The sequence below is a fragment of the Frigoribacterium sp. Leaf263 genome, assembly GCF_001422285.1.
GTDB lineage: Bacteria > Actinomycetota > Actinomycetes > Actinomycetales > Microbacteriaceae > Frigoribacterium.
Genome location: NZ_LMMO01000003.1, coordinates 1013837 through 1030965 on the forward strand (window position 1 = coordinate 1013837; position 17129 = coordinate 1030965).

Below are 17129 nucleotides of genomic sequence, written 5' to 3' on the forward strand. Positions count from 1 at the left end.
CGGGTGGGGCGCGTCGGTGCGCGTCAGACCCGGCGGGGCGAGGCGTGCGCGCTCATCACGTGCTTCACCCGCGTGTAGTCGTCGACGCCGTGGGCGCTGAGGTCCTTCCCGTAGCCCGAGCGCTTGAACCCGCCGTGGGGCATCTCGGCCGCCAGCGGGATGTGCGTGTTGATCCAGACGCAGCCGAAGTCGAGGTCGCGGGCGAAGCGCTCGGCCGTGGTGTGGCTGTCGGTCCACACGCTCGAGGCGAGAGCGTAGGGCACGCCGTTGGCGAGCTCGAGCGCCTCGTCGGCGGTGCGGAACGACTGCACCGTGACGACGGGGCCGAAGACCTCGCTCTGCACGACGTCGTCGTCCTGGCGGACCCCGGTCACGACGGTCGGCGCGAAGAAGAGACCGGCGTCGCCCACGCGGACGCCGCCCGTCGCGACGGTGGCGTGAGCGGGCAGCGCGTCGATGACGCCGCTGACCGCGGCGAAGTGCCGCGCGTTGTTCAGCGGCCCGTACGAGGCGTCGTCGCCCGCGTCGGGGCCCGTCGTCGTCGCCTCGGCGGCGCGGACGAGCGCCTCGACGAGGGCGTCGTGCAGGGATTCGTGGACGATGACCCGGGTGACGGCCGTGCAGTCCTGACCCGCGTTGAAGAACGCCGCCTCGGCGAGCGCCGGGCCGACGACGTCGACGTCCACGTCGTCGAAGACGACCGCCGGGGCCTTGCCGCCGAGCTCGAGGTGCACGCGGGCGACCCGGTTCGCGGCCGAGGACGCCACGGCGACGCCGGCCCGGACCGAACCGGTGATCGCGACGAGACCCGGGACGGGGTGCTCCACGAGGGTGCGGCCGGTCGACGCGTCGCCCAGGACGACGTTGAGGACGCCGTCGGGCAGGATCCCCCGGGTCAGGCGAGCGAGCACGAGGGTCGACTCGGGTGTCGTGTCGCTCGGCTTCAGCACGATGGTGTTCCCGGCAGCGAGCGCCGGGCCGATCTTCCAGAGGGCCATCATCAGCGGGTAGTTCCAGGGCGTGACCTGGGCGACGACGCCGATGGGCTCCCGTCGCACGGTCGAGGTCAGACCGTCGAGGTACTCCCCCGACGCGATCCCGTCGAGCCGGCGGGCCGCGCCGGCGAAGAACCGGAGCTGGTCGGCCCCGACGGCGACCTCCTCGGCGGCGATGATCGCCTTGGGCTGGCCCGTGTTGCGGTGCTGGGCGTCGACGAGCTCGTCGCTGTGCTGCTCGAGCGCGTCGGCCAGGGCGAGCAGAGCCGCCTGGCGGACGGACGGCGTGCTGCGCCCCCAGCCCGCGAAGGCCCGTCGGGCCGCGTCGACGGCCCGGTCGACGTCGACGCCGTCGGAGATCGGCGAGACGGCGACGATCTCGTCGGTGACGGGTGAGACGAGATCGAGGGTCTCGACGCCGTGGGCGTCGACGAGCTCTCCGTCGATGAAGTTCTGCAGCGTCGGCATGGTGTCCTCTCGGGGTGGAGCGGCGGGCGGGTCGGCGGGGCGGGTCGGGTTCGCGGGCGTGCGCAGCCCGCTCTCAGCCGGTCGGCACGAGCGCGTACGTGGTGTCGAGGTACTCGTGGATGCCCTCGCGTCCGCCCTCGCGGCCGACCCCGGACTGCTTGACGCCGCCGAAGGGCGCCGCGGCGTTCGAGACGAGGCCGGTGTTGACGCCCAGCATGCCGGTCCGCAGGCGCCCGAGCAGGCGGTGCGCCGAGGCGAGGTCGGTCGTGAACAGGTAGGCGACGAGACCGTACGGGGTGTCGTTGGCGAGGGCGACCGCGTCGTCCTCGTCCGAGAAGGTCGTGATCGGGGCGACGGGGCCGAAGACCTCGTCGTGCAGGACGGCGGCGTCGCGGGGGACGTCTGCGAGCACGGTCGGGGCGAAGAACGATCCGGGGCCGTCGAGGGCAGTCCCCCCGACGACGACGCGGGCTCCGCGTCGGACCGCGTCGTCGACGAAGGCCGCGCACGATGCCACGGCGCGGTCGTGGATGAGCGGGCCGATGTCGACGCCGTCGTCGGTGCCCCGCCCGACGACGAGCGCCGAGACCCGCTCGGCGAGACGCCGGGTGAACTCGTCGGCGATCGACTCGTGCACGAGCAGCCGGTTGGCGGCCGTGCAGGCCTGCCCCGTGTTGCGGAACTTCGCGAGCATCGCGCCGTCGACCGCGGCGTCGAGGTCGGCGTCGGCCAGGACGATGAAGGGGGCGTTGCCGCCGAGCTCCATCGAGGTGCGCAGCACGTTCTCGGCGGCCTGGGCGAGCAGGACGCGGCCGACCGCGGTCGACCCGGTGAACGAGAGCTTCCGGAGGCGCGGGTCGGCCAGCAGCGGAGCGGTGACGCCCTTCGAGTCGGTCGTCGTCAGGACGGTCAGCACGCCGTCGGGCAGACCCGCCTCGGCGAGCAGCTCGGCGAACCGGATCGTCGTCAGCGGGGTCAGGTCGGCGGGCTTGATCACGACCGTGCAGCCCGCGGCGAGCGCCGGGGCGATCTTGCGGGTCGCCATGGCGAGCGGGAAGTTCCACGGCGTGATGAGGTAGCTGGGGCCCACGGGGCGGTGGGTGACGACCATGGTGCCCGTGCCCTCGGGGTTGGGGCCGAAGCGTCCGTCGATGCGGACCGCCTCCTCGGAGAACCAGCGGAGGAACTCGCCGCCGTAGGTCACCTCTCCCCGGGCCTCCGCGAGCGGCTTGCCCATCTCCTGCGACATCAGGAGGGCGAACTCGTCGCGGCGCTCCATGAGCAGGTCGAAGGCTCGGCGGAGGATCTCGCCGCGCGCTCGTGGAGGGGTCGCGGCCCAGGCGTCCGCGGCGGCGACGGCCCGGTCGAGGGCGCGGACGGCGTCGGCCGGCGTCTGGTCGGGGACCCGGGCGAGTTCGTCTCCCGTGGCGGGGTCGTGGACGGCGAAGGTCGCCGCGCCTCCTGCGAGGGTGCTCATCGGTTCGCCGCCAGTGCCTCGGCGACGACGTCGAGGCCGTCCTGGAGCAGGTCGTCGCCGATGGTGAGCGGCGGGAGGAACCGGATGACGTTGCCGTGGGTGCCGCAGGTGAGCACGATGACGCCGTTGGCGTGGCAGTGGGCGACGACGCGGCCGGTGAGCCCCGGGTCGGGTTCGCCGCTGAGGGGGTCGACGAGCTCGACGGCGATCATGGCGCCTCGGCCGCGGACGTCGCCGAGGCGCGGGTCGGAGGCCTGCAGGCGGTGCAGTCGGTCGAGCAGCAGCTCGCCGATGCGCTCGGCCCGCTCGACGAGGCCGTCGTTCTCGAACGAGTCGATGGCGGCGAGGGCGGCGGCGCAGGCGAGGGGGTTGCCGCCGTAGGTGCCGCCGAGGCCGCCGACGTGCGGGGCGTCCATCATCTCGGCGCGGCCGGTGACGGCCGACAGCGGGAGACCGCCCGCGATGCCCTTGGCGGTGACGACCAGGTCGGGGACGATCCCCTCGTGCTCGCTGGCGAACATCCGGCCCGTGCGGGCGAAGCCGGTCTGGACCTCGTCGGCGATGAAGACGACGTCGTTCGCGCGGCACCAGTCGACGAGGGCGGGGAGGAACCCCTCGGCGGGGACGATGAAGCCGCCCTCGCCCTGGATGGGCTCGATGACGACCGCGGCGAGCGAGCCGGCGCCGATCTGCTTCTCGATCTGCGAGATGGCCCGGGCCGCCGCCTCGGGGCCGCTCAGCCCGCCGTCGCGATACGGGTACGACAGGGGCGCCCGGTAGATCTCGGGGGCGAAGGGGCCGAAGCCGGTCTTGTAGGGCATCGCCTTGGCGGTGAGCGCCATCGTGAGGTTGGTGCGGCCGTGGTAGGCGTGGTCGAAGGCGACGACGGCGGTCTTCCCGGTGTACGAGCGGGCGATCTTGATCGCGTTCTCGACGGCCTCGGCGCCGGTGTTGAACAGGGCGGTGCGCTTGTCGTGATCGCCGGGGGTGATGCGGTTCAGGGCCTCGCAGACCGCGACGTAGCCGTCGTACGCGGTGATCATGAAGCACGAGTGGGTGAAGCGCTGCACCTGCTCGACGACGGCGTCGACCACGGCGGGGGCGGAGTTGCCGACGCCGGTGACGGCGATGCCCGAGCCGAGGTCGATGAGGGTGTTGCCGTCGACGTCGGTGAGGACTCCCCCGCCGGCCGCCTCGGTGAAGACCGGGAGGCTGACGCCGACGCCGGCGGCCACGGCCTGCCGTTTGCGCTCCATGAGCTCGCGGCTGCGCGGGCCGGGGATCTCGGTGACGAGGCGCCGGCGCTGCTCGAGGCCGGGCCCGCCGCGCGGCGTGGTGACGGTGGTGGTGCTCATGCGGTGCTCCATTCGACTTGCGGCGACTCTAGGGAGGCGGGGCGCGCCTCCTGAACTGCCGATCCGTCGCAATTCGCCGTCCGAGCTGCCGGATCGGCACACCGGAGCGCTAACGTCGGGGCATGCGACCGACCGTGCGGGCCCTCGTCCGCGAGCAGGCCCTCGGGCTGCGACTGCTGGACCCGACCACCCGTCTCGACCTGCCCCTCTCGTGGGTGCACAGCTCGGACCTGCTCGACCCGTCGCCGTTCGTCGCCGAGTCGACGATGCTGCTGACCACCGGCACCCAGTTCGACGACGCCGCCGGGCCGCCCGACTACGACGCGTACGTCGAGCGCCTCGTCGTCGCGGGCGTGGTGGCCCTCGGCTTCGGCACCGAGGTGCGGCACCGCGGCACGCCCGTCGAGCTCGTCGTGGCCGCCTCGGCCCGTGGGGTGCCCGTCGTCGAGGTGCCGTACCGCACCCCGTTCATCGCCGTCGTCCGCTGGGCCGCCGACCTCATCGCCCAGGAGGCGCGGGCCAGGGATCTCTGGACGCTGCGGGCCCAGCGCGCCGTCTCGGTCGCGGCGATCGGCGAGGGCGGGCTCGAGGCGGTGCTGCGGGTGCTCGCCGAGCAGCTCTCGGGCGCGGTGCTGCTCTTCGGGTCGGACGGCGCTCGCCGGCACGCGGCGGCGCCCGACCGGAGCGGCCCCGCGCCGGAGGGGCCGCCCGCCGGAGCGATCGCGCCCGACGACCCGCGACGGGTCGACGACGAGGCCGTGCGCCTCCTGCGCCGGGGGGCGCGCGCGAGCAGCACGGTCGTGGGGCCCACCTCGGTGACGACGCTGCAGACGCTCGGCCGCCGCGACGAGCTGCGCGGCGTGCTCGCCGTCGTCACGAGCCGTGATCTCGACCTCGCGGCCCGGGCCGTCGTGACGAGCGTCGTGGCCCTCGCCGAGACCACCCTCGACCGCGACGCCGCCCGACTGCGCGGTCAGCGCGAGCTGTGGGCGCAGGTGTGGGCGCTGCTCGTGTCGGGACGCGTCGACGTCGCTCGGGCCATCACCCGCTCCGTGGGCGTCGGACTCGCGGACGGCCCCTCCGTCGTGGCCCTGATCGCGCCTCCCGAGCGCTCTGCCGCCCTCGCGATCGACGCCGTCGAGCGCGTCGCCGCCGGGCGCTCCGACGTCTTCGTCGCACCGCTCGGCGATCAGCTCGTCGTGCTGGCGACCCCCGGGGCCATCGACCTCGTCGCCCTGGCCGCGGCGCACGGCCTCCGGGTGGGCGTCTCGGACGTGGTCGGACACGACCGGCTGGCCGGGGCGCTCGGTCAGGCGCGACGGGCCCTCGCCCTCGCGCAGGCCGGGGCCGGCGCCTCCGGGGACGAGGAGGCGGTGGTCCCCTGGTCGCGCGTCGCCGCAGGCGGTCTCGTGGCCGCCCTCTGGACGGACGAGGCCGCGCGACTGGCGGACACGCGCCTGGCCCCCGTGCGCGCCCTCGACGACGGCGACGAGCTGCTCGCGTGCAGCCGCGTCTGGCTCGAGCACAACGGCGCCTGGGAGCCCGCCGCGCGGCAGCTCGGCCTGCACCGCCACAGCCTCCGCGCGAGGGTCGCGAAGGTCGAGCGCACGCTCGGCCTGTCGCTCGACGGATTCGCCGATCGGGCGGAACTCTGGGCGCTGCTGCAGGCGACCGGGTAGGAAAGTCTGATGAGCCTTGCATCGACACTCCTCCGCGTGACCATCGGCGGCCTCTTCGTGGGCCACGGCCTGCAGAAGCTGACGGGCGCCTTCGACGGCCCCGGGCTGGAGGGCACCGAGCAGATGATGGCCGGGACGGGCATGCACCCCGCCGCCCGCAACGCGCGTCTCGTCGCGATCTCCGAGACGGCCGGCGGAGCGGCTCTCGCGCTCGGCGCCGCGACCCCGCTCGCCGCGGCCAGCGTCGTCGCTACGATGGTCACGGCCGTCCGCAAGGTGCACGGCTCCAAGGGCCCCTGGAACACCTCCGGCGGTTTCGAGTACAACGCCGTGCTGATCGCCGCGGCCGCCGCCGTCGCCGCGGGCCCCGGCGGCCCCTCCGTCGACCAGGCCTTCGGCAGGAAGACCTGGGGCACGCCGGGTGCGCTGTTCGCCCTCGTCGCCGGGACGATCGGATCGTTCGTCGTGGTCGAGCTCGGCCGACGCGCCGCGCCCGACGCCTGACCCCGCCCCGCGGGACCGCCGAGGAGGCGCGGCGCGGCCCCCGACGGCGCCGCGGCTCTGTCGGTGGCGTCTGACAGCATGACGGCATGACCTCGACGAGCACCACGACCGACATCGACGCCGAAGCCCTCGAACTTCTCCGGGCGCTGACGGGTCGCGACGACGCGGTGTTCCACGACGGTCAGCTCGAGGCCATCAGGGCCCTCGTGGCCGACCGTCGCCGGGCCCTGGTCGTCCAGCGCACCGGATGGGGCAAGTCGGCGGTCTACTTCATCGCGACCCTGCTGCTGCGCCGTCGGGGCACGGGCCCGACGCTGCTCGTCTCTCCCCTGCTCGCGCTCATGCGCGATCAGGTCGCCGCCGCCGCGCGAGCCGGGGTCCGGGCCGTGGCGGTCAACTCCGCGAACGCGCACGAGTGGTCCGACGTGCAGCAGCAGCTCGTCGACGACGAGATCGACGTGCTGCTCGTCTCGCCCGAGCGACTCAACAACCCGCGCTTCCGCGACGAGCAGCTGCCGGTGCTCATCGCCCGCCTCGGCATGCTCGTCGTCGACGAGGCCCACTGCATCTCCGACTGGGGCCACGACTTCCGCCCCGACTACCGGCGACTCGCCGATCTCATCCGCACCCTGCCCGCGGGGGTGCCCGTCCTCGCGACGACCGCGACGGCCAACGCCCGCGTCGTCGCCGACGTCGCCGAGCAGCTCGCGGTGGGGCCGGGCGACGACGTCCTGACCATCCGCGGCTCGCTGGCCCGCGCCTCCCTCCGGCTCGGCGTGCTGCAGCTGCCGACGTCGCGCGACCGGCTCGGCTGGCTCCTCAGCCACCTGGCCGACCTTCCGGGCAGCGGCATCATCTACACGCTCACCATCTCGGCGGCCGACGACACCGCCCGCCTGCTGCGCGAGGCCGGCCACGACGTCCGCTCGTACTCGGGCCGCACCGACCCCGAAGAGCGCGAGCAGCTCGAGCAGCGGCTGAAAGACAACGATCTCAAGGCGCTCGTCGCGACGAGTGCCCTCGGCATGGGGTTCGACAAGCCGGATCTCGGCTTCGTCATCCACCTCGGCGCCCCCTCGTCGCCCGTGGCGTACTACCAGCAGATCGGTCGCGCCGGTCGCGCGACCGACAACGCCGACGTGCTCCTGCTGCCCGGCACGGAGGACGCCGAGATCTGGCAGTACTTCGCCACGGCCTCGATGCCGTCCGAGGCACGGGCCTCGGCCGTGCTCGCCGAGCTGAGCGAGACGCCGCTGTCGACACCGGCCCTCGAGGCCCGGGTCGACGTCAAGCGCACCCCGCTCGAGCTGATGCTCAAGGTGCTCGACGTCGACGGGGCCGTGCGGCGCGTGCAGGGCGGCTGGGTGAGCACGGGGCGACCCTGGGTCTACGACGCCGAGCGCTACGACCGCATCGCCACCGCTCGGGTGGCCGAGCAGCAGTCGATGCTCGACTACCAGCACGCCACCACCTGCCGCATGCAGATGCTCCAGGTCGACCTCGACGATCCCGACGCGAAGCCGTGCGGTCGGTGCGACGTCTGCGCCGGCGCCTGGTACCCCACCGGCGTCGACGGCGCCGCCGCGTCGTCCGCCTCGACCTCGCTCGACCGCGTCGGGGTCGAGATCGACCCTCGCGCGCAGTGGCCGACCGGCGCCGATCGCGCCGGCGTGCCCGTCAAGGGGAAGATCGCCGACGGCGAGCGCCTCGAGCAGGGTCGCGCTCTCGCCCGCCTGACCGACCTCGGCTGGGGCACGACGCTCCGCGAGGTGTTCGCCGTGTCGGCACCCGACGCTCCCCTCTCGAAGAACCTGCTCGACGGGGTGGTCCGCGTGCTCCGCGACTGGCCCTGGGCCGAACGCCCCGTCGGCGTGGTCGCCCTGCCGTCGACGTCGAGGCCCCTGCTGGTCGGATCGCTCGCCGAGGCGATCAGCACGGTCGGGCGGCTCCCCCTGCTCGGAACGCTGACGGCGACCCGGCCCTCGACCGGTCGGGGCCAGGGCGGCAACAGCGTCTACCGCCTGGCCGACGTGTGGCAGTCGTTCGAGGTCGGACCCGAGCTCGCCGCGGCGCTCGCCACGGTCGAGGGGCCCGTGCTGCTCGTCGACGACCTCGTCGACAGCCGCTGGACGATCACCGTCGCCGGTCGTGAGCTGCGGCGGGCCGGCGCCTCGGCGGTGCTGCCGTTCGCCCTGGCCGTCGTCGGCTAGCCGCGACTCGCGACTCGCGACGCCCGACGCCCGGCTTCCAACACCCGGTTCCCGGCTCCCGGCGCCCCGATTCAGCGGCCGAAGCGCATGCCGTCGCGGGTGAGGCTGCTGAAGCGCATCGACAGCACGTCGCGCGGGTAGTTCTGGTGCATCCGCCACGGTGCCCGGACCCCCTGACGGGGCAGGAGGTGCCGACCCCGGGCGACGTAGCCGCTCGAGAGGTCGATGAGCGGCATCGTCCGCCCCTCCCGGGTCGGCGACGACGGCGCGGCCCACCGCCACCCCCGCCGGTCCATGTGCCGGAGCAGCCGCGAGAGGTACCGCCCGACGAGATCGATCTTCAGGGTCCACGAGGCGTTCGTGTACCCGATCGCGAACGCGAAGTTCGGCACGTCGGCCAGCATGAACCCCTTGTACGTCAGCTTCGTCGCCGGGTCGACCGGCGCCCCGTCGACCGACAGCCGCATGCCGCCGAACAGCAGCAGGTTGAGCCCCGTCGCCGTGACGACGACGTCGGCGGGCACGACCCGCGCCTCCTGCCCGTCCCGCCCCTCGACCCTCACGCCCTCCGGCACGAAACGCTCGACGCCGTCGGTGACGATCGACGCCGTTCCGGCCCGCAGCGCCGCGAACAGGGCTCCGTCGGGGGTGACGCACAGGCGCTGATCCCAGGGGTCGTACGACGGTTGGAAGTGCCGGTCGACGTCGAACCCCTCGGGCAGCCGCCGTTCGACGCCCGATCGGAGGAACGCCTTCATGCGGGCGGGCGATCGCCGACTCGCCTGATAGCTGAGCAGGGCCATGCCGATGCTCCGCCACCGGGTCAGCGCGTCGTCGATCCCCACCGGGAGCAGCCGCCGCCAGAGACGGGGCCGACGACGGCGGGACGGCAGCGACAGCACGTACGTCAGCGAGCGCTGCAGCATCGTGACGTGCTCGGCCCGCTCGGCGAGGGCCGGGACGAGCGTGATCGCGGTCGCGCCCGAGCCGATGACGACGACGCGTCGTCCGGTCACGTCGAGGTCGTCGGGCCAGTGCTGAGGGTGGACCACCCGGCCGGTGAAGTCGTCCTGCCCGGTGAAGACGGGGGTGTAGCCCTCGTCGTAGCGGTAGTAGCCCGAGCACGCGACGAGGACGCCGCAGGTCACGGTGACCCGGCGGGGCGCGGCCGGGCCGGGACGGTCGGTGGCGTCGACGGTCGCCGCGCGGTCGTCGACGCGCGCCTCCGCTTCCGCCCGGTCGGCGGCCTCGACGTCGACGGTGACCGTCCAGAGCGCCTCGGCGCTCGACCAGTCGGCCGACACCACCCGGTGCCCGTAGCGGACGACGTCGGCGACGCCGGACTCGTCGGCCGTGTCGCGCACGTAGTCGCGGATCGCCTCGCCCGGGGCGATCGAGCGGCGATCGCGCCAGGGCCGGTCGGCGTAGCCCAGGGTGAACATGTCGCTGTCGGAGCGGACGCCCGGGTAGCGGAAGAGGTCCCAGGTGCCGCCCATCGCGTGACGCGCCTCGACGACGGCGAGGGTCCGCCCGGGGAAGTCGCGCAGCAGTCGCGCCGCCATGCCGACCCCCGACAGGCCCGCGCCGACCACGAGCACGTCGACGTGCTCGGGCAGCGGGTCGCCCGCCGCGGTAGCGCGGGCCGAGGAGGCGGGTGTCGAGGAGGCGCGGGTCGTCCCGGTCACGGCACCAGCACGATCCGGATCGGGTCGCCCTCCTTGCGCTCGAGCATCTCGACCGCCCGGGCCGCGTCGGCCAGGGGGACGGTGGCGCTGACGGATCGCGAGAAGTCGAGTCGGCCCTGACCGGCGAGCGCCACGAGCGTGGTCACGTCGGCGGGCTCCGAGCCGTAGTGTCCGAGCACCTGCTGCTGCAGATAGCTGAAGCGCGTACCGTCGGCGACGGTGAGGGGCGCGTCGGTGAGGCCGACGAGCGTGAGTCGTCCGCGGTATCCGAGGCAGGCGATGGCCTGCTCGCGGACGGCGGGCACCCCGGCGAAGTCGAAGGCGCGGGCGAGCCCCGCACCTTGGGTGGCCCGGCCCAGCTGCTCGGCGAAGGTCGGGTCGGCCGGGTCGAGGACGAGGTCGGCGCCGAAGGCGAGTGCTCGTTCGCGGGCCCGGGGCAGCGGGTCGACGGCGATGATCGGGGCCGCCCCGACGAGCGAGAGCAGCTGCACGGCGTGGGCGCCGAGTCCGCCGACGCCCCAGACGCCGACGGCGGTGCCGGGGCGGGTGCCGGCCGTGGTGGTGATCGCCGCCCATGGCGTCGAGACGGCGTCGGGGATGAAGCAGGCCTGCTCGAACGGCAGGTCGGCCGGCAGGGGGACGACGGTGTCGGCTCGCGCGACGGCGTGCTCGGCCCACCCCCCGTCGTAGTCGACGCCGCGGGTGAGCACGCGGCCGTCGTCCTCCTGACCGGCCTGCAGCAGCACGCGGTCGCCGACCGCGAGGTGGGCGACCCCGTCGCCGACCTGGTCGATGGTGCCCGCGACCTCATGGCCGAGGGTGACGGTGTCGCCCGGCAGGTGCAGCGGGGTCAGCGACCCCTGGATGAGATGGACGTCCGACAGGCAGACTCCGGCGGCGGCCACAGCGATGCGGACCTCTCCCGGTCCGGCGTCGGGGGTGGGGACCTCGACGACCTCGAAGCGGCGGGTGGTGACGGTCAGACGTCCGGCGAGCATGGTGGATCCGTTCTGCGGGCGGCGCTCTCGCGATCGTCGGTGATCCGAGGGCCCGCACCGCGCCTCCGGGGCGACGGTACGCCCGGTCCCCTGGCCGTGCCCCACGCACGGCCAGGGGACGTCTCAGCGTCGGGCGTCGGCCTCGACGGCGGCGGCGGAGGGCGCCTCGCCCGCCGCGGCGGCGTCAGCGACCGCGGGCCGGGAGGCGCCGTGCCCGTCGGCGCCGTGCCCGTCGGCGTTCATCGTCGCCTCGTCGAACGGCGCCCCGCCCGAGAGGACGGTCTCGACGCGGTCCTTATCGATCTGCTTCGTCCAGGTGCCGACGAGCACGGTGGCGACGGCGTTGCCGGTGAAGTTCGTGAGCGCGCGGGCCTCGGACATGAACCGGTCGATGCCCACTATGACGCCGACGCCGTCGACGAGGTCGGGACGATGAGCCTGGAGCCCGCCGGCGAGGGTCGCGATGCCGGCGCCGGTGACCCCGGCGGCGCCCTTCGACGCGATCATCATGAACAGCAGCAGCGAGATCTGCTCGCCGACGCTGAGGGGCGTGCCCATCGCGTTGGCGATGAACAGCGACGCCATCGTCAGGTAGATCGCCGTGCCGTCGAGGTTGAACGAGTAGCCCGTGGGCACGGTGATGCCGACGACCGGCTTCGAGACGCCCAGGTGCTCCATCTTGGCGATGAGGCGGGGCAGCGCGACCTCGCTCGACGACGTCGAGACGATCAGCAGGTACTCGCGTCCGAGGTACTTCATCAGACGGAAGATGTTCACGCCGGTGACGAGCTTCAGGAGCGTGCCGAGCACGACCGCGACGAACAGGATGCAGGTGATGTAGAAGGCGATCATCAGGGTGCCGAGGGCGACGATGGCGGCGACGCCGGTCTCGCCCACCACGGCGGCGATGGCCCCGAAGGCGCCGATCGGCGCGACCCACATGATCATGGCGAGGATGCGGAAGACCAGCACCTGCAGATTGCGGACCCCCTCGAGGATCGTCGCGCCGCGCGAGCCCATCCGCTGCAGGGCGAATCCGACGAGCAGGGCGACGAACAGCGTCTGGAGGATCGACCCCGACGTCAGCGACGAGACGAGCGTCTCGGGGATGATCCCGAGCAGGAATCCGGCCGTGCCGCCGGCCTCCTCCGACGCGGGGGCCTCGTACCCGGTCGAGCCGACCATGAGCCCCTCGCCCGGGTGCACCAGGTTGCCGACGACGAGGCCGATCGCCAGGGCGAAGGTCGACATCGCGATGAAGTAGCCGAGCGCCAGCCCGCCGACCTTGCCGACGGTCGCCGCCTTGGCGATCGAGCCGACGCCGAGCACGATCGTGCAGAAGATGACGGGGGCGATCATCATCGAGATGAGCGACACGAAGGCCGTGCCGATCGGCTTGAGCTGCACGGCGACGTCGGGGGCCACGAGGCCGACGAGGATGCCGGCCGCGACGGCGACGATCACCGCGATGTAGAGCCAGTGCGACCGGTCGATGCGGCGCCTGGTGCGGACGCCGCCCGTCGTCGTCGTGTCACCGGCGGCGGGCGTGCTGCCGCCCTTGTGCGTCCTAGCCATGGGGACTTCCTCGTTCTCATGTCCGGCGACGTCGTCGTCGACGGTCTGCGGAGTGCGTCCGGCGAGCATCGCCTGCGGCGGCGCGACCGTCGAGGTTCTGGTCATACTGGTCATGCGCAGCGCAGCGAGGAGCGACCCGATGACCCGACGCCACCCCCGGTGGAGCATCGCCGCGCGCCTCTTCGCGCTGCAGGTGGTCGTGATCGTGCTGATCGCGGCCCTCGCCGCCGTCTGGACGATCCGCACCGCGCGCACCGACGCGGACTCCTCGGCGGCCCGCGCGTGCCTCGCCCTCGCCACCGGCGTCGCCGACAACCCGTTCGTGCGGGACGCCCTGACGACGACCGACCCGAGCGCGCTGCTGCAGCCCTATGCCCTCGACCTGATGCGCGACACCTCGACCGACTTCGTCACCATCATGACGACCGACCGCACCCGCCTCACCCACCCCGACCCGGCCGAGATCGGCCGCCCCTTCGTCGGCACGATCGACCCCGCGCTCGAGGGCCGGTCGTTCACCGAGACCTACACGGGGACGCTCGGCCCCTCGGTGCGCGCCGTCGTGCCGGTCCGCTCGGCGGACGGCGAGATCGTGGCCCTCGTCTCCGCGGGCGTGACCGTCTCGGCCATCGCCGACACGCTCGAGGAGCGTCTGGCCCTCGTGCTCGTCGCGGCCGCGACCACCGTGCTGCTCGGCGCCGTCGCCTCATGGCTGCTCAGCCGCTACCTCCGGCGCGTCACCCGCGGCCGCGGCCCCGAGGAGCTGGGGCGCCTCTTCGACTACTACGAGGGGGTCCTGCACTCGGTGCGCGAGGGGCTCCTGCTCGTCGACGACCGCGGGCGCCTGACGCTCTACAACGACCAGGCCGCCGAACTCCTCGGGCTGCCGCCGGGCGGGGTCGACCGGCCGATGCCCCTCGACGGGCTGGAGCTGCCGGACTCCCTCGCGCGCCTCCTCGTGGAGGGTCGACGGGCGGACGACGAGGTGCACGTCACCGACGACCGCGTGCTGGTCGTCAACCAGCAGCCCACCGGAGCAGAGAGCCCGGGAGGCGCGGGTCGCCCGGGCCCCGACCGCACGCTCGGGACGGTCACCACCCTCCGCGACCGCACCGAGCTGACCCACCTCGCCGGCGAGGTGGAGAGCATGCGGACCCTCGCCGACGCCCTGCGGTCGCAGACCCACGAATTCTCGAACCGGCTGCACACGATCGTGTCGCTGATCGAGCTCGGACGCACCGACGAGGCGATGGCCTTCGCCGCCACCGGGCTCGACGTCGACCAGCGTCTCGCGGACAGCCTGATCCACTCCGTCGAGGAGCCGGCCCTCGCCGCGCTGCTGCTCGGCAAGACGGCCCAGTCGCGGGAACGCGGCGTCGACCTCGTGATCGACGTCGACCCGGGGCTCGGCGGCCTCGAGGTCGAGCCGCGCGACCTCGTCACCGTGCTGGGCAACCTCCTCGACAACGCCCTCGACGCCGCGGAGGCCACCGTGCGGGTGACCGCCTGGCGGGACGCGGATGGCGTCGTCTTCGAGGTCGCCGACGACGGACCGGGGCTCGGCGACGTCGAGCAGGCCTTCCGCCGCGGCTTCAGCACCAAGGAGGCCGGAAGCACCGGTCGCGGGGTCGGCCTCGCCCTCGTCCGCCAGGCGGTGTCGCGCGCCGGCGGAGGCATCACGGTGACCACGGGCGACGACGGGACCGTCTTCTCGGTGCGCTTCGCCGGCGCGGTGGACGCGGCCCCGCAGCCCCGGGCGGACCTCGGCGGGGGGCGGCGATGACCCGCGCCTCCTCGGGTCCGCCTCCGTCCGACGACGGCTCCGGCGACGGTCCCGGCTCCCGCGACCGCTTCGGCGACGGGGCGCCCGGCGCCGACGTCGTGCGGGTGCTCGTGGTCGACGACGAACCGCTGACCGCCGAGGCGCACGCCGCCTACGTCGCCCGGGTCGACGGCTTCGCGCTGGCAGGCGTCGCGCACGACGGCCGGGCGGCGCTCGCCCGCCTCCGCGACGACCCGTCGATCGACCTCGTGCTGCTCGACATGAACCTGCCCGACACCCACGGGATCGCGCTCTGCCGCGCCCTGCGAACCGCGGGGTCGACCGTCGACGTGATCGCCGTGACGGCCGTCCGCGACGTGCAGGTCGTGCGGGCGGCCGTCTCGCTCGGCATCGTGCAGTACCTGATCAAGCCGTTCACGTACGCCGCCTTCGCCGACCGTCTCGGGGCGTACCGCACGTTCCGCGCGTCGCTGACCGTCGGCGACGGTCTCGTGACCCAGGGCGACGTCGACGCCGGGCTGGCGACCCTCCGGACGGCGACCCCGCCGACCCTCGGGAAGGGCCTCTCGCCCGCCACGCTCGATCGGGTCGTCGCGGTGGTGCGCGGTCGGCCCGACCCGTGGACGGCGGAGGCGCTGGCCGGGTCGGCGGGGGTCTCCCGCGTGACGGCGCGCCGCTACCTCGAGCACCTCGAGTCGGCGGGACTCGTGCGGCGGGAGCAGCTCTACGGCTCCCCCGGGCGGCCCGAGAGCACCTACCGGTGGCTCAGCGCACGGTGAACGAGTGCTCGTCCCAGCCCTCGGCGCCGTTCGGGGCGGGCGGCAGCTCGCGGTCGGACTGGGTGACGCCGTCGGCGCCGGTCGCGCGCACCCGCACGGTGTGATCACCCGAGGTGGCGTCCCACCGGTGCACCCACTGCACCCAGGTGTCGGCAGAGACGGACTCGGCCAGCTCGGCCGCGACCCAGTCGCCGTCGTCGATGCGCACCTCGACGCCCTGGACGCCCGTGTGGGGGTGCCAGGCCACCCCGGCGATCGGCACCCGACCCGGGTCGACCGTGGCGCCCGCCTTCGGGGTGTCGATGCGCGACTCGAGCTTCACCGGCCCGAGGGCGTCCCAGCCGCGGGGGGTCCAGTAGCCCTCGGTCACGGCGAAGCGGGTGACCTCGAGGTCGACGACCCACTTCGTGGCCGAGACGTAGCCGAACAGTCCGGGGACGACCATGCGGACCGGGAACCCGTGCTGCTGCGGCAGCGGCTCGCCGTTCATGCCCACGGCCAGCAGGGCGTCGGTGCCGTCGTCGACCAGCACGGAGAGCGGCGTGCCGGCGGTGAACCCGTCGCTGCTCGTCGACAGCACCATGTCGGCGCCGCTCTGCGGGCCGGCCCGTCGCAGCAGTTCGCGGATCGGGTACCCGAGCCAGAGGGCGGTGCCGATCAGGTCGCCGCCGACCTCGTTCGAGACGCAGCTGAGGGTCGCGTGGTGCTCTTCGAGGGGCAGGGCGAGCAGCTCGTCGAACGTGATGACGACCTCGCGGTCGACGAGACCGTGGATGCGCAGACTCCACTCGGCCGGGTCGATCGAGGGGACCTGCAGGGCGGTGTCGATGCGGTAGAAGTCGGCGTTCGGCGTCACGTACGGCGTGATGCCGTCGATGTCGAGGGAGGCGCCGGCGGGCACCGCGGGCGCGGCCTGGGCCGGGGCGGGCAGGGTCAGGGCGTCGCGGAGGGCCCCGACGTTCGCCCGCGTGGCGTTGACGATGCGGGTGCCCGTGCCGACGACCACCGACGCCGCGCCCACGGCGATCGCCATGATCAGGAAGCCCCGGCGCTCGAGACCCGGGGTGCGCAGCGGCGGGGCCGGCACGGCGGCCGAGGCCCGCTGCGGCTCGGTGGACGCGACCCAGCGACGCAGCCGGGCCTGCAGGGCGGTCAGGACGACCAGTGCCACGACGGTCCCGACGGCCGTCGGAGCCCCGTCGAGCGACGAGCTGTCGGCCCGCGTCAGCACGGCCACGAGGGCGACGACCCCGCCGATGCCGAAGACGACCTTGCCGCCGGGCGGCCTGCGCCATTCGAGGAGGCCGGCACCCGCCGTGATGACGACGAGCAGCACGCCCATCAGCACGAAGAGCGCGACCTTGTCGCCCGTGCCGAACACCGACACCATGAGGTTCTTGACCGCCGCGGGGGCGAGGTCGATGGCCGCCGAGCCGACGCCGAACAGGGGGCTGCCGCCGGCGCCCGTCACCCAGGCGGCCGCCTCGGCGGACGCGAGGAACGCGGCGACCGCGACGACTCCCGAGAGGGCCGCCCACGCCGAGGAGGCGCGGGTCGTCATGCCGTCGTCGACCGGGCGGGGCGGGGACTCCAGGCGTACGGACATGCGCCCAGGGTAGGC

12 protein-coding genes are annotated in these 17129 nt (G+C 74.0%); 5 read left to right on the forward strand and 7 right to left on the reverse strand.

Features of this window, described 5'->3' with window-relative positions:
* Positions 1–23: 23 nt before the first annotated feature.
* The 3 genes from ASF17_RS08725 to gabT form a co-directional block, all read right to left on the reverse strand.
* Positions 24–1463: an aminobutyraldehyde dehydrogenase gene (locus tag ASF17_RS08725; RefSeq protein WP_055797909.1), complete on the reverse strand. Its 1440-nt coding sequence runs from the start codon at positions 1461–1463 to the stop codon at positions 24–26.
* Between the two features lie 73 nt (positions 1464–1536).
* Positions 1537–2940, reverse strand: coding sequence for an NAD-dependent succinate-semialdehyde dehydrogenase (locus ASF17_RS08730; protein ID WP_055797911.1), 1404 nt, complete (start codon positions 2938–2940; stop codon positions 1537–1539).
* The gene (gabT, locus tag ASF17_RS08735) at positions 2937–4295 is read right to left on the reverse strand and encodes a 4-aminobutyrate--2-oxoglutarate transaminase (protein WP_082475172.1); all 1359 of its coding nucleotides are present in this window, start codon (positions 4293–4295) and stop codon (positions 2937–2939) included. Before gabT ends, ASF17_RS08730 begins: the two co-directional genes overlap by 4 nt.
* Before the next feature lie 122 nt (positions 4296–4417).
* On the opposite strand from gabT, the gene ASF17_RS08740 reads away from it, so the two are divergent.
* From ASF17_RS08740 to ASF17_RS08750, 3 genes are all read left to right on the forward strand, one after another.
* Positions 4418–5974, forward strand: a complete 1557-nt coding sequence (locus ASF17_RS08740; protein ID WP_055797918.1) for a PucR family transcriptional regulator — start codon at positions 4418–4420, stop codon at positions 5972–5974.
* Between the two features lie 9 nt (positions 5975–5983).
* Positions 5984–6478: a DoxX family protein gene (locus ASF17_RS08745; RefSeq protein WP_082475173.1), complete on the forward strand. Its 495-nt coding sequence runs from the start codon at positions 5984–5986 to the stop codon at positions 6476–6478.
* Positions 6479–6564: 86 nt separating this feature from the next.
* Positions 6565–8688 (forward strand): RecQ family ATP-dependent DNA helicase, encoded by a 2124-nt coding sequence (locus tag ASF17_RS08750; RefSeq protein WP_055797921.1) that lies wholly within the window; start codon positions 6565–6567, stop codon positions 8686–8688.
* A 71-nt stretch (positions 8689–8759) separates the two neighbouring features.
* Here the strand turns inward: ASF17_RS08750 and ASF17_RS08755 are convergent, their stop codons facing one another.
* The 3 genes from ASF17_RS08755 to ASF17_RS08765 all read right to left on the reverse strand — a co-directional run bounded on the left by ASF17_RS08755 (position 8760) and on the right by ASF17_RS08765 (position 12946).
* The gene (locus tag ASF17_RS08755; protein ID WP_235476455.1) at positions 8760–10373 is read right to left on the reverse strand and encodes a flavin-containing monooxygenase; all 1614 of its coding nucleotides are present in this window, start codon (positions 10371–10373) and stop codon (positions 8760–8762) included.
* A complete protein-coding gene (locus tag ASF17_RS08760) occupies positions 10370–11371 on the reverse strand; it encodes a zinc-binding dehydrogenase (RefSeq protein WP_055797925.1) in 1002 nt (333 codons plus the stop codon). The genes ASF17_RS08755 and ASF17_RS08760 overlap by 4 nt, the downstream gene beginning before the upstream one ends.
* Positions 11372–11494: 123 nt before the next feature.
* Positions 11495–12946, reverse strand: a complete 1452-nt coding sequence (locus ASF17_RS08765) for a cation:dicarboxylate symporter family transporter (RefSeq protein WP_055798588.1) — start codon at positions 12944–12946, stop codon at positions 11495–11497.
* Positions 12947–13085: 139 nt separating this feature from the next.
* Here ASF17_RS08765 and ASF17_RS08770 point away from each other — a divergent pair, with 139 nt between their 5' ends.
* Together ASF17_RS08770 and ASF17_RS08775 are read left to right on the forward strand one after the other, a co-directional pair.
* Positions 13086–14729 carry a sensor histidine kinase gene (locus ASF17_RS08770; protein WP_200913450.1) on the forward strand — a complete coding sequence of 548 codons (1644 nt, stop codon included), beginning with the start codon at positions 13086–13088 and terminating at the stop codon, positions 14727–14729.
* A complete protein-coding gene (locus tag ASF17_RS08775; RefSeq protein WP_082475174.1) occupies positions 14726–15508 on the forward strand; it encodes a response regulator in 783 nt (260 codons plus the stop codon). The genes ASF17_RS08770 and ASF17_RS08775 overlap by 4 nt, the downstream gene beginning before the upstream one ends.
* Here the strand turns inward: ASF17_RS08775 and ASF17_RS08780 are convergent.
* Complete coding sequence (locus tag ASF17_RS08780; RefSeq protein ID WP_326934180.1) at positions 15495–17114, reverse strand: molybdopterin-dependent oxidoreductase; 1620 nt, start codon at positions 17112–17114, stop codon at positions 15495–15497. The genes ASF17_RS08775 and ASF17_RS08780 overlap by 14 nt on opposite strands.
* Between the last annotated feature and the right edge of the window lie 15 nt (positions 17115–17129).